The organism is Streptomyces sp. NPDC032721 (assembly GCF_055579625.1).
The window spans coordinates 141,404-153,882 of sequence record NZ_JBVIMX010000023.1 but is presented as its reverse complement, the minus strand read 5'-3'; the positions used below and the strand labels follow the sequence as shown (position 1 = coordinate 153,882).

The window sequence follows — 12,479 nt, the reverse complement described above, 5'->3', positions numbered from 1 at the left end:
CATGCGCGGGTCGAGTGTGGTTGCTCGCGCAGTTCCCCGCGCCCCCAACTACGAGTACTCAGGGGCGCGGGGAACTGCGCGGCCAGCCACGTACTACCTGCACATGACCACCGGCGGTGGCCGGGCCCGCCACCTGCCCCACCCACCCACGCCCATCCGGGGCCCGGGGCGCAGCCCCGGAAGCCCATCCGCCCCCGCCCACCCGCACGGGCCGGGGTCTGGGGCAGCGCCCCCACGCGGCGGAGCCGCAAATGTCACAGCCGGGAAGGGGCGGGGAGGGGAAGGCCCCGCGCAGCGGAGCCCCGGGCCCGGGGGTCAGGAGACGGATCGGGCGGCGGCTCTGCCTGCTGCTCGGCCCGAGAAGATGCAGCCGCCCAGGAACGTCCCCTCCAGCGACCGGTACCCGTGCACCCCTCCCCCGCCGAACCCCGCCGCCTCCCCCGCCGCGTAGACACCCGGCAGTGGTGTCCCCTCAGGGGTGAGTACCCGGGACGACAGGTCCGTTTCCAGGCCGCCCAGGGACTTCCTCGTCAGGATGTGCAGGCGCACCGCGATCAGCGGACCCGCCGCCGGGTCCAGGATCCGGTGCGGCGTCGCCGTGCGGATCAGTTTGTCGCCGAGGTACTTGCGGGCGCCGTGGATCGCCGTGACCTGGAGGTCCTTGGTGAAGGGGTTCGCCATCTCCCGGTCCCGCGCGACGACTTGGCGGCGCAGTTCCGCCTCGTCGATGAGTGGTTCCTTGGTCAGTGCGTTCATGCCCCGGACCAGGGAGGAAAGGTCCTTCTCGACCACGAAGTCGGCGCCGTGGTCCATGAAGGCCCTGACCGGGGCCGGGACCGCCGCCCGTGCCCGGTCGATGACCCCGCGCACCGACTTGCCCGTCAGGTCCGGGTTCTGCTCGGAGCCCGACAGTGCGAACTCCTTGCCGATGATCTTCTGGTCCAGCACGAACCACGTGTAGTCGTAGCCGGTCTTCATGATGTGGTCGAGGGTGCCGAGGGTGTCGAAGCCGGGGAAGAGCGGGACGGGGAGGCGGCTGCCCTTGGCGTCCAGCCACAACGAAGAAGGGCCGGGGAGGATGCGGATCCCGTGGCGCTGCCAGATGGGGTTCCAGTTCTGGATGCCCTCGGTGTAGTGCCACATCCGGTCGCGGTTGATGTGGCTGGCGCCCGCCGCCTCCGTGATGCCGAGCATCAGTCCGTCGACGTGCGCCGGGACGCCGGAGAGCATGTGCGCGGGCGGAGTGCCCAGGCGCTCCGGCCACTGGGCGCGGACCAGGTCGTGGTTGCCGCCGATGCCGCCGGAGGTGACGATCACCGCCTGGGCGCGGAGCGAGAAGTCGCCCGCGACCGTACGGCTGCTGGCCGTGCCCCGTTCGGCGTCCGAGGGTTCCAGGACCTCGCCGCTGACCGTGTCGACGGTTCCGGCGGTGCGCCCCAGGGCGGTCACCCGGTGCCGGAAGCGGAAGGTGACCAGGCCCCGGGCGACGCCCTCGCGGACCTTGCGCTCGAAGGGCGCGACCAGGCCGGGACCCGTACCCCAGGTGATGTGGAAGCGGGGGACGGAGTTGCCGTGGCCGTTCGCGTCGTAGCCGCCGCGTTCGGCCCAGCCGACCACCGGGAAGAACCGGACGCCCTTCGCGTGCAGCCAGGACCGCTTCTCGCCCGCCGCGAAGTCGACGTACGCCTCGGCCCACTTGCGCGGCCAGGCGTCCTCCTCGCGGTCGAAGCCGGCCGTGCCGAACCAGTCCTGGAGGGCGAGTTCACGGCTGTCCTTGACCCGCATCCGGCGCTGCTCGGGCGAGTCGACGAGGAAGAGGCCGCCGAAGGACCAGTGCGCCTGGCCGCCGATCGACTGCTCGGGCTCCTGGTCGAGGAGGATCACCTTCCGGCCCGCGTCCACCAGCTCCGCAGTGGCGACGAGACCCGCGAGGCCCGCTCCGATGACGATGACGTCGGCGTCGTACCCACTGGCGTCCCCCGGGACGTGGCCCGTGGCGTTCCCCTTGGCTTCCATGGCCCGATCTTCGGTACGCGGCAGTAACTAGTCAACCGTTCGGAAGCCGCTTCCGGTGTCCCGGGCCGGGCACCCGTAGGACGAGCGCCGGCCCCGGACGCCGCAGCGATCACAGCCCCTGTGCCGCTATGGTCGGGCCAAGTCCCCGCACTCACACCACAGTTGAGGGTTTACACGGTGTCGCTGACTGTTCTTGTGCTGGCTCTGAGCGCCGCGTGCTGCATCGGTTTCGGTTTTGTACTCCAGCAGGATGCGGCCCGGCGCGCCCCGCTCGGTGACTTCCTCTCGCTGCGGCTGCTGCTCGATCTCGTACGGGTACCCCGCTGGCTGGCCGGGATCGGCTGCATGGCGGCCGGCATGGTGCTGGGCGCGCTGGCCCTGTCCCAGGGGCGGGTGTCCGTGGTCGAGCCGCTGCTCGCGACCAACCTCCTCTTCGCGATGGCGCTCTCGCGTCGGCGCAGCGGGTGCCGGCTCGGGCGGCAGGGGTGGGCGGGGCTCTGGCTGCTGGCCGGGGGCGTGGCCGCGTTCCTGCTGGCGGGGAAGCCGCACGGTGGCCACACGGAAGCGGAAGTGGGTCCGCTGCGGCACTGGCTGGTCGTGGGGGTGGTGGTCGGGCTCGCCGTCCTGCTGACCGCGCACGCCAAGCGGTCCCGGATGAGTTCGGGGCCCGCACTGCTCGCCCTGGCGGCGGGGCTGCTCTACGGACTGCAGGACGCGCTGACCCGGGTGAGCGGGCAGCGGTTCGAGGCGGGCGGCTGGGGCGCGCTCCTCGGCGGGTGGCAGGTGTACACGGTGCTGGGGCTGGGGCTCGCGGGGCTGGTGCTCGTACAGAGCGCGTTCGAGACGGGGACGTTGCGGATGTCACTGCCCGCACTGACCGCCGCGCAGCCCCTGGCCGGGGTGGCCTGCGGGATCGGGTTCCTGGGTGACCGGCTGGCGACGAGTCCATGGGCGCTGGCCGGGGAGGCGGCGGGGCTGGTGGCGATCGTGGCGGGGATCGTGCTGCTGGGGAGGCATCCGGCGATGCCGGTGGGCGGTGGCGGAGTGGTGGTCCAGGAGGAGAAGAAGCAGGTGCTGGTGCGGGGGTGAGGCCCGGGGCTGGGCCTGGCTTTTAATAATGGGCAGCATTACAGTGAGGGCATGGCAAGAACGACAGGGGCCGAGACCCGGGACAAGCTGGTCCGGGCGGCCGAGGAGGTCTTCGCCGCCCAGGGCGTGGACGGGGCACAGCTGCGCGACGTCGTGAAGCTGGCCGGGCAGAGCAATCCGTCGGCGGTCCAGTACCACTTCGGTTCGCGCACCGGGCTGCGGGACGCCGTGATGGCACAGCGCCAGCAGCGCACCGAGCAGGTGCTCGCGGCACGGCTGGAGGCGTGCCCGGATTCCGTACGGGAGCTGATCGGCGCGCTCGTCGCGGCCGAGGCCACCGAGCTGGCCACCGAGCGCGGGCGGCGCTGCCTGCTGATCTCCGCACAGCTCAGCCACGAGAGCGGCGTACGGACCGGGACCCCGCACCCCACCCTGGCCGGAACCGCGTACTGGCGGCTGATCGAGCGGGTCGGGGCGGCGCTCGCCGCCTCCGGTCTCCCCGAACCGCTGCGGCTGGAGCGGCTCGACCTCGCGCTGACGCTGATCGGCGCCGCCCTGTCCGACCGGGCCCGCCAGTACCTGGCCGGTGCCACCCCGCTGACCGGCGAGGACGTGTTCCTCGCCGACCTCGTGGAGACCACGGCCGCACTGCTCGGGGCACCGCACGCCCCACCGGCGTAACCACACCCCCAGCGGCGTAACCGCTCCCCCGCCGGCGTCACCCCGTCCCGGCGGTGTAGTCCCTCCGCCACCACGCATCCCCCGAGCACCACGGAAAGAAGAAGAACCGTCATGAGCAACAACGACCTCACCGGCAAGACCGTCCTCATCACCGGCGGCGCCCGGGGCCTCGGTGCCGCGGCCGCGCGGCAGGCGGTCGAGGCCGGTGCGAACGTCGTGATCACCGACGTACTCGACGAGGACGGCAGGGCCACCGCCGCCGAACTGGGCGAGCGGGCCCGCTTCCAGCACCACGACGTGACGTCGGAGGAGGACTGGGCGCGCGTCGCGGCGTACGCCGTCGCCGAGTTCGGCGGCATCGACGGACTGGTGAACAACGCGGGCATCTCCACCGGCCAGTTCCTCGCGGACGAGTCGGTCGACCACTTCCGCAAGGTCCTCGACATCAACCTGACCGGTGTCTTCATCGGCATGAAGACCGTCATCCCGGCGATGAGGGAGACCGGCGGCGGCTCGATCGTCAACATCTCCTCGGCCGCCGGTCTGATGGGTCTCGCGCTGACCGCCGGGTACGGCGCCTCCAAGTGGGGCGTGCGCGGTCTGACGAAGATCGGTGCGGTCGAGCTGGGCACCGCGAAGATCCGCGTCAACTCCGTCCACCCGGGCATGACGTACACCCCGATGACCGCCTCCGTCGGCATCCAGCAGGGTGAGGGCAACTACCCCAACACACCCATGGGCCGGGTCGGCGAGGCCGACGAGATCGCGGGCGCGGTCGTCTTCCTGCTCTCCGACTCCGCCTCCTACGTGACGGGCGCCGAGCTGGCGGTGGACGGTGGCTGGACGACCGGACCGACGGTCAAGTACGTCATGGGTCAGTAGGCGCACCCCGGGGCGCCTGGGGTTGGATGGGCCCCGTGACCCCTGCTGACAGGCCGGCCTTCGATCCGGCAGAAGAGATCCTCGACCTCGTCGACGAGAACGACGAGGTCATCGGCCGGGCCCCGCGCGCAGAGGTGTACGCACGGGGCCTTCGCCATCGCTGCGCCTTCATCCGCGTACGGGACGCCGAGGGCCGCACCTTCGTGCACCGGCGGACCGCGACCAAACTGGTCTTCCCCTCGCTGTACGACATGTTCGTCGGCGGTGTCGTCGGCGCGGGCGAGACCTACGACGAGGCGGCGCTGCGCGAGGCGGAGGAGGAGCTCGGGGTGTCCGGGCTGCCGCAGCCGGTGCCGCTCTTCAAGTTCCTGTACGAGAGCGAGGACGGCACCAAGAGCTGGTGGAGCCATGTCTACGAGGTGCGCTGCGAGCTGCCGGTGAACCCGCAGGTGGAGGAGGTCGCCTGGCACGACTTCCTCGACGCGGACGAGCTGGCGCGGCGGCTCGGCGAGTGGACCTGGGTGCCGGACGGGCTCGCGGCGTACGAGCGGCTGCGGGAGCGGGAGCGGGAGCTGGGCCTGGAGCCGGGCCGGGAGCTGGGCGGGGAGCCGGGCCGGGAGCCGGGCGATGAGTGACTTCACGCGCGGGCTGCGGCTGTGGTTCGCGCCGCAGCGCATCAGGGAGGAGGGCGACACCCCGGACTACCGGTTCTCGCTGGCAAACGAGCGGACCTTCCTCGCCTGGGTGCGGACGGCGCTGGCGCTGGTCGGGGCCGGGTTCGCGGTCGACCAGTTCCTGCCCGGCCTGCGGTGGGGCGTACGGGTCGGGATGGCGGTCGCACTCCTGGTGGTCGGTGCGCTGTGCGCGCTGCGGGCGGTGAACCACTGGGTGCGGTGCGAGCGGGCGATGCGGCGCGGCGAGGACCTCCCGGCGACCCGCTTCCCCACGGTGCTGAGCCTGCTGGTGGCGGTGGTCGCGGTGGCGATGGTGGTGGTCGTGCTGCTGGGGTGGGAGGGGTGAGTGCGACCGGTGCGCCGCCGGAGGAACCGGCGCGCGATCCGGGGCTCCAGCCGGAGCGGACCCGGCTGGCGTGGCGCCGTACGACCCTGTCCTGCACGGTCGTCGCGGTGCTGGCCGCGAAGCAGGCCATCCATGACGAGATCACGCCCGTCGGGGTGCTGGGCGCGGCGCTGGGCGCGCTGGTGTGGGTGGCGTTCCTGGTGGTCACGCACCGGCGGCTGCGGGAGCTGGACCGGTCACGGCCTCAGGTGCTGGCGCCCCGGCGGGCGTTGGCGGCGGTGTGCTGTGTGCTGGCGCTGGGGGTGTTCGGGGTGGCTGTGGTGCTGTGAAGTGCGCGGAGGGGGCGCGGGGGCGCGTGCGTGCTTACGGGCGTGCGTGCTGGTGAGTGCGCAGGGATACGGGCGTGCCGTGTGGTGCCTCGTGTGATCCGGGCCGTACCCCCTGGACGGCATACCGACTGGTCGGCATCATGGTGCGGAGCATCCCGCCGCAGGCACCCGGAGGTATCCCCATGAGCACCGTCCCCCCGACCGAGCCGACGGCGGACGCGCCGCCCGGGCTCGACCCGGAGCGGCTGCGCGCCCATCTCGACCAGGAGCGGCCGGGGCTGGTGGCAGGACCGCTGTCCGCCCGGCTGATCGAGGGCGGACGCTCCAATCTGACGTACGAGGTGACGGACGGGAAGACCCGCTGGGTGGTCCGGCGGCCGCCGCTGGGCCACGTACTGGCGACCGCGCACGACATGACGCGCGAGTTCCGGGTGATCAGCGGGCTGCATCCGACCCGGGTCCCGGTGCCGGCGCCGGTGCTGCTGTGCGAGGACGACTCGGTCATCGGATCGCCGTTCTACGTCATGGAGTTCGTGGAAGGGACCCCGTACCGGACGGCGGAGGAACTGGCTCCGCTCGGTGCCGCGCGGACCCGGGACGCCGTGCTCGGCCTGGTGGACACGCTCGTGGAGCTGCACGCCGTCGACCCGGAAGCCGTGGGGCTCGGCGACTTCGGGCGGCCCGAGGGCTTCCTGGAGCGTCAGCTGCGGCGCTGGGGCAAGCAGTTGGACGCCTCCCGCAACCGCGACCTGCCCGGGATCGACGAGCTGCACGCCGCACTGGGCGGGGCACTGCCCGACTCCCCCGCGCCGACCGTCGTGCACGGCGACTACCGCCTCGACAACGTCCTGATCGGCGGCCCCGACGACCGTATCCGGGCCATCCTCGACTGGGAGATGTCGACGCTCGGCGACCCGCTGACCGACCTCGGGCTGCTGGTGATGTACGGGACGCGGCTGGAGCTGCCCGACTCCCCCATCTCCACGACCGCCGCCGCGCCGGGGCACCCGTCGACGGACGAGATCGTCGCCCGGTACGCCGCCGCCTCCGGGCGGGACGTCTCGGCGGTCCACTGGTACACGGCGTTCGCCTGGTTCAAGCTCGCCGTGATCCTTGAGGGCATCCACTACCGCTACACGCTCGGGCAGACCGTCGGGGCCGGTTTCGACCGGATCGGCGAGCTGGTCCCCGTCTTCATCCAGCACGGCCTGACGACCCTTCAGAAGGGCTGAATCCTCATGGACTTCGCATACGACGCACGGACCGAAGAGCTGCGCGGGAAGCTGCTCGCCTTCATGGACGAGTACGTGTACCCGGCCGAGCGGACCGCGCACGAGCAGCGCCTGCTGCTCGACTCGCCGTGGGACACCCCGGCGGTGGTGGAGGAGCTGAAGGCGGAGGCGCGGCGGCAGGGGCTGTGGAACCTCTTCCTTCCCGACGCGGAGTACGGGGCGGGGCTGACCAACCTCCAATATGCGCCGCTGGCCGAGATCACCGGGCGTTCCCCGCAGTTGGCGCCGACCGCGCTGAACTGTGCGGCGCCGGACACCGGGAACATGGAGCTGCTGTCCCAGTTCGCCACCGACGAGCAGAAGAAGCAGTGGCTGGAGCCGCTGCTGGCCGGGGAGATCCGGTCGGCGTTCGCGATGACCGAGCCGGAGGTGGCCTCGTCGGACGCGACGAACATCGAGACCCGGATCGAGCGCTCGGCGGACGGCTCCGAGTACGTCGTCACGGGCCGCAAGTGGTACATCTCCGGGGCGATGAACCCGGACTGCAAGATCTTCATCGTGATGGGCAAGACCGACCCGGACGGCGCGGACGTGCGCCGTCAGCAGTCGATGATCCTGGTGCCGCGCGACACCCCGGGCGTGGAGATCCGCCGCGCGATGCAGGTGTACGGGTACGAGGACCACTACCACGGGGGTCACGCCGAGGTCGTCTTCGACGGTGCCAGGGTGCCGGCCGCGAACCTGGTCGGCGAGGAGGGCGGCGGCTTCGCCATCGCGCAGGCGCGGCTCGGCCCGGGGCGCATCCACCACTGCATGCGGCTGATCGGCATGGCCGAGCGGGCCATCGAGCTGATGTGCCGCCGGGCGGTGTCACGTACCGCCTTCGGGAAGTCGCTGGCCCAGCAGGGCGTCGTGCAGAACTGGATCGCGGACGCCCGGGTGACCGTGGAGCAGCTGCGGCTGCTGGTGCTGAAGACGGCCTGGCTGATGGACACGGTCGGCAACCGGGGCGCGCACACCGAGATCCAGGCGATCAAGATCGCGACGCCGCGTGCGGTGCTCGACATCATCGACAACGCGGTGCAGCTGTACGGGGCGGGCGGCGTCAGCCAGGACTTCCCGCTGGCCGAGTTGTGGGCGGGGGCGCGGACGCTGCGCCTGGCGGACGGGCCCGACGAGGTGCACCAGCGGTCGCTGGCGCGGCGGGAGCTGAAGAAGTACCTGTAGGGACCTATGGCCTCTTCCGGCGGGACTTCGGTCCCGTCGAAAGGGGCCGCAGTCCGCGACCGGGTGTCCGGATCGCCGGGTAAGTTCGATTGGTTCCCTCGATCGAAAGTGCCCCCACATGACTCTCAGCACCGCCGCGCCCACCGCTCCGGCGCCCGTCAAGATCGCCAATCCCGGTCCGCTCGGGCTCGCCGCGTTCGCGCTGACCACCTTCGTGCTCAGCATGTTCAACTCGGGTCTGGTCCCGAACGCCGCGCTGAGTGCGGTCGTGCTGCCGCTCGCGCTGTTCTACGGCGGGCTGGCACAGTTCGCCGCCGGGCTCTTCGAGTTCCGGCGCGGCAACACCTTCGGGGCCACGGCCTTCGTGTCGTACGGCGCCTTCTGGATGTCCTTCGCGGGGTACGTGAAGTTCGTGGTGCCCGGGCTGCCGAAGGAGGACGCGCACCTGGCGACGGGGCTCTTCCTGATCGCGTGGTTCGTCTTCACGCTCTGCATGACGGTCGCGGCGCTGAAGCTGGACGTGGCGCACCGGCTGATCTTCGTCACGCTGACGCTGACGTTCCTGTTCCTGGCGCTGGGCGACCTGGCGCAGAACACGACGCTGGGGCACGTCGGCGGCTTCCTCGGGCTGCTGTGCGCGGCCTGCGCCTGGTACACGTCGTTCGCGACGGTCACGAACGAGACCTGGGGGCGCAAGGTCCTGCCGCTCGGCTGAGCCGTGAGCGCCTTCAGGGCGGTCGGGCCGATCGGGGCCGTCAGGGGCGCAGTGCCCGCAGCAGGAGGTCCGCCAGGTGGTCGGCGACCTCCTGCGGGGAGAGCGGGCCGTCCGGCCGGTACCAGGTCGACAGGTGGTGCACGGAGCCGAAGTGGTAGTCGACCACCAGGTCGGCGGGGGTGACGGAGGAGAAGACGCCGGTCCGCTGGCCCTCCTCGACCAGCGCCCGGAACCTCTCGTGGTAGCGCCGCCGCTCGGCCCGTACCTGCTTGTCCTTCTCCGGGCTCAGGTGGTGCATGGAGCGGAAGAAGATCGACGCGTCGTCGAGGTTCTCGATGGTGGTGACCACGACGTCCGCCGCCGCGTCGCGCAGCCGCTCCTCGACGGGGGCGTCCGCGTCGGCGAAGGCGTCCAGGCGCTCCTGCTGGACCCGCAGCACGCGCGCGTACACCTCGTGCAGCAGATCGTCCTTGGAGCCGAAGTAGTGGTACAGCGCGCCCTTGGTGACGCCCGCCGCCTCGACGATCTCCTGGACCGAGGTGCGGTCGTAGCCACGTTCGGCGAAGAGCCTGGTGGCGGCGGCCAGCAGCCGCTGGGGGACGGGAGTGCCGCCCGGTTCCGTCGTTCTGGCCATTGCCGCCACCTGCCTTGCTCAATCGCTTGTCCTTGGGGCCCGCCGTCGGGCCGCCGTGTGCCCAGGTACCTGGGTACCTGGGTACCTGGCTGTCTATACCTGTGGGGAACGCAGTTCCCGCCGGAGGATCTTCCCACTTGCCGTCTTGGGAAGTTCCGGCAGGATCTCCACCTCGCGCGGGTACTTGTACGCGGCGAGCCGTTCCTTGCAGTACGCGGACAGTTCCTCGGGGGTGGCCTCCGCGCCCGGGCGCAGCCCGACGTACGCCTTGACGCTCTCGCCCCGGTACGCGTCGGGGACGCCGACCACGGCCGCCTCGCGCACCGCCGGATGGGTGTAGAGGACGTCCTCGACCTCGCGCGGCCAGACCTTGAAGCCGGACGCGTTGATCATGTCCTTCTTGCGGTCGACGACGTACAGCCAGCCCTCGGCGTCCATGAACCCGATGTCGCCGGTGCGCAGTTCACCGTCCGGGAACGTCTCGGCGGTGGCCTCGGGCAGCCGCCAGTAGCCGGAGACGACCTGCGGGCCGCGCACCGCGATCTCGCCCTGCTCGCCGAAGGGCAGTTCCCGGCCCTTCTCGTCGATGATCCGCACCACCGTGTCGGCTCCGGGCACGCCGACGGAGAGCGTCCCCGACACCGGGTCGACGGGCGCCTCGCGCTCCGGCGGTACGGACGCGCAGGGCGCGGTGCACTCGGTGAGCCCGTAGCCGTTGCGGATGTAGGGCCCGAAGCCGGCCCGGAACTTCTCCACCAGCGCGGGCGGCAGCGGGGCGCCGCCCGAGGAGAGCACCTGGAAGGAGGCGAAGTGCTCCCGGGTCACGCCGGGGGTCGCGGCCAGTGCCATGAACGCCGTCGAGGGGCCGACGGTGTAGGCGGGCCGGTGCGCGGCGAAGGCGTCCAGGACCACCTGGGGGTGGAAGCGGTAGGCGAGGACGAGGGTGCCCGCGTTGGTCAGGCAGGCGGCCAGCTGGCAGACCATGCCGGTGATGTGGAAGAGCGGGGCGAGGGCGAAGTAGGACGACCCCTCGGCGATGGGGTGCCCGCGGCGCTGCCGCTCCGCGTTGACCATGATGTTTCCGTGGGAATTGACCGCCCCCTTCGGTGTCCCGCTGGTGCCCGACGTGTAACTGATCAACGCTGCGTCACCCGCGCCGAGTTCCCGCCCCGGGGGTGAATCCAGGCCGGCGCGGGCGACCGTGATCAGGTCGTCGGCGTCGGCGGCCTGCGGCAGCCGTTCGAAGTCCAGCACCCGCGCGTCGTCGGTGCTCTGGAGGTCGAGTTCGCAGCCGGTCAGCGCGATGGTGACCGAGGGGGCGGCGGCGGCCGTGTCCCGCAGGTACGCCTCCCAGGCCCGGTCCGAGCAGATCAGCGCGGTGACCCCGGCGTCCTTCAGGACGTGGGCGACCTCGGCAGACTTGTACATGGGGTTGAGCGGGACGACCGTCGCCCCGGCCTTCCAGGCGCCGAGCAGGGCGAGCACGAAGTGCGGGGAGTTCTGCAGCATGATCGCGACCCGGTCGCCGTGCCGCAGGCCCTTCGCGGCGAGGTGCCCGGCCACCGAGTCGGAGAGCGCGTCCGTCTCGCGGTAGGTGAGGCGGCCGTCGAAGTAGGCGAGGGCCGGATGGTCGGGGGCGCGCCCGACGCTCTCCCGGAAGGCGTGCACCAGGGTCGGCGTGGGGTGCACGGGGACCCGCTGGGCCTCGCTGAGGAGGTGCAGCCAGGGCTTGGCCGCGTAGATCGAGGACGCCGGGGACGGTGCGGACGCAGAGTTCGGTGCGGATGCCGAGGCCGGCTTCGGTGCCTGTGCCGGTTTGCTCATCGGGCCTGGCCCTCCCACTTCTGCTGGAGCTGGTTCATGCCGTCCAGCCAGCGGTCCGGTTCACCGGCCCGCGTCCTGTAGTAGTCCGCCACCTCGGGGTGCGGCAGGATCAGGAAGCGGTCCTCCTCGATGCCCGCGAAGAGCGCGTCGGCGACGTCTTCGGGTTCGATCGCGGTCGGTGCGAGCACCAGGTCCCCTGCCGATCCGGCGGAGGTCAGCATGTCGGTCCGCACCCCCTGCGGACAAATCGCGTGGACCTTGACGCCCCGGTGCCGGTAGGTCAGCGACAGCCATTCCGCGAAGGCCAGCGCACCGTGCTTGGTGACGCTGTACGGGGCCGCGCCGATCATCGTCAGCAGGCCGGCCGCGGAGACGGTGGACACGAACCGGCCGCTCCCCCGCTCCAGCCACTCCGGCAGCAGCGCGCGGGCCGCCCTGACGTGGGCCATCACATTGACGTCCCAGGCGGTCTCCCAGAGGTCCTCGGCGAACGGGTCGCCGCCGCAGCCGACACCGGCGTTGGCGCAGTACACGTCGATGGTGCCGCCGAGCGCCTCGCGGGCCTCGTCGACGACGGCCGAGGCGTCCCCGGGGACGGCGGTGGCGCCGATCTCGTCCGCGACCGCCCTGGCCTTGCCGGGATCCAGGTCGTTGACCACGACCCTGGCCCCCTCGGCCGCGAACCTGCGGGCCAGCGCGGCACCGATGCCGCCTCCCGCGCCCGTCACGACCACTCCCGCGCCCTGCACCGCGTCCATCCGGGGCCACCTCTCGCTCTCGGTTCTGCGCGCAGACTAACCAGTCGGTATGGAGCGGGGAAAGGGGGTGTG

13 protein-coding genes are annotated in these 12,479 nt (G+C 71.8%); 9 read left to right on the top strand and 4 right to left on the bottom strand.

The genetic code is table 11. From position 1 onward, the window contains the following. Nucleotides 1-315 precede the first annotated feature (315 nt). The gene (locus ACZ5PB_RS36380; protein ID WP_468697231.1) at nucleotides 316-2,016 is read right to left on the bottom strand and encodes an FAD-binding dehydrogenase; all 1,701 of its coding nucleotides are present in this window, start codon (nucleotides 2,014-2,016) and stop codon (nucleotides 316-318) included. A 177-nt stretch (nucleotides 2,017-2,193) separates the two neighbouring features. On the opposite strand from ACZ5PB_RS36380, the gene ACZ5PB_RS36375 reads away from it, so the two are divergent. The 9 genes from ACZ5PB_RS36375 to ACZ5PB_RS36335 all read left to right on the top strand — a co-directional run bounded on the left by ACZ5PB_RS36375 (nucleotide 2,194) and on the right by ACZ5PB_RS36335 (nucleotide 9,191). Continuing rightward, complete coding sequence (locus tag ACZ5PB_RS36375; protein WP_468697230.1) at nucleotides 2,194-3,105, top strand: DMT family transporter; 912 nt, start codon at nucleotides 2,194-2,196, stop codon at nucleotides 3,103-3,105. A 51-nt stretch (nucleotides 3,106-3,156) separates the two neighbouring features. Beyond that, on the top strand, nucleotides 3,157-3,786 hold the full coding sequence (locus tag ACZ5PB_RS36370) for a TetR/AcrR family transcriptional regulator (RefSeq protein WP_468697229.1): 630 nt from the start codon (nucleotides 3,157-3,159) through the stop codon (nucleotides 3,784-3,786). A 111-nt stretch (nucleotides 3,787-3,897) separates the two neighbouring features. Then, nucleotides 3,898-4,668, top strand: a complete 771-nt coding sequence (locus ACZ5PB_RS36365; RefSeq protein WP_468697228.1) for a glucose 1-dehydrogenase — start codon at nucleotides 3,898-3,900, stop codon at nucleotides 4,666-4,668. Between the two features lie 26 nt (nucleotides 4,669-4,694). Further along, the gene (locus tag ACZ5PB_RS36360) at nucleotides 4,695-5,303 is read left to right on the top strand and encodes an NUDIX domain-containing protein (RefSeq protein ID WP_468697227.1); all 609 of its coding nucleotides are present in this window, start codon (nucleotides 4,695-4,697) and stop codon (nucleotides 5,301-5,303) included. After that, complete coding sequence (locus tag ACZ5PB_RS36355; RefSeq protein ID WP_468697226.1) at nucleotides 5,296-5,688, top strand: YidH family protein; 393 nt, start codon at nucleotides 5,296-5,298, stop codon at nucleotides 5,686-5,688. Before ACZ5PB_RS36360 ends, ACZ5PB_RS36355 begins: the two co-directional genes overlap by 8 nt. Next, entirely contained in the window at nucleotides 5,685-6,017 is a 333-nt protein-coding gene (locus tag ACZ5PB_RS36350; RefSeq protein WP_468697225.1) for a DUF202 domain-containing protein, read from the top strand. The genes ACZ5PB_RS36355 and ACZ5PB_RS36350 overlap by 4 nt, the downstream gene beginning before the upstream one ends. A 182-nt stretch (nucleotides 6,018-6,199) precedes the next feature. Continuing rightward, nucleotides 6,200-7,249: a phosphotransferase family protein gene (locus ACZ5PB_RS36345; protein WP_468697224.1), complete on the top strand. Its 1,050-nt coding sequence runs from the start codon at nucleotides 6,200-6,202 to the stop codon at nucleotides 7,247-7,249. Nucleotides 7,250-7,255: 6 nt separating this feature from the next. Beyond that, nucleotides 7,256-8,476, top strand: a complete 1,221-nt coding sequence (locus tag ACZ5PB_RS36340; protein ID WP_468697223.1) for an acyl-CoA dehydrogenase family protein — start codon at nucleotides 7,256-7,258, stop codon at nucleotides 8,474-8,476. A 118-nt stretch (nucleotides 8,477-8,594) separates the two neighbouring features. Then, a complete protein-coding gene (locus ACZ5PB_RS36335) occupies nucleotides 8,595-9,191 on the top strand; it encodes an acetate uptake transporter (protein ID WP_468697222.1) in 597 nt (198 codons plus the stop codon). A 40-nt stretch (nucleotides 9,192-9,231) separates the two neighbouring features. On the opposite strand, the gene ACZ5PB_RS36330 is transcribed toward ACZ5PB_RS36335, so the two are convergent. The 3 genes from ACZ5PB_RS36330 to ACZ5PB_RS36320 all read right to left on the bottom strand — a co-directional run bounded on the left by ACZ5PB_RS36330 (nucleotide 9,232) and on the right by ACZ5PB_RS36320 (nucleotide 12,407). Beyond that, the gene (locus ACZ5PB_RS36330) at nucleotides 9,232-9,825 is read right to left on the bottom strand and encodes a TetR/AcrR family transcriptional regulator (protein ID WP_468697221.1); all 594 of its coding nucleotides are present in this window, start codon (nucleotides 9,823-9,825) and stop codon (nucleotides 9,232-9,234) included. Between the two features lie 93 nt (nucleotides 9,826-9,918). Further along, complete coding sequence (locus ACZ5PB_RS36325; protein WP_468697220.1) at nucleotides 9,919-11,649, bottom strand: class I adenylate-forming enzyme family protein; 1,731 nt, start codon at nucleotides 11,647-11,649, stop codon at nucleotides 9,919-9,921. Continuing rightward, nucleotides 11,646-12,407: an SDR family oxidoreductase gene (locus ACZ5PB_RS36320; protein WP_468697219.1), complete on the bottom strand. Its 762-nt coding sequence runs from the start codon at nucleotides 12,405-12,407 to the stop codon at nucleotides 11,646-11,648. Before ACZ5PB_RS36320 ends, ACZ5PB_RS36325 begins: the two co-directional genes overlap by 4 nt. Between the last annotated feature and the right edge of the window lie 72 nt (nucleotides 12,408-12,479).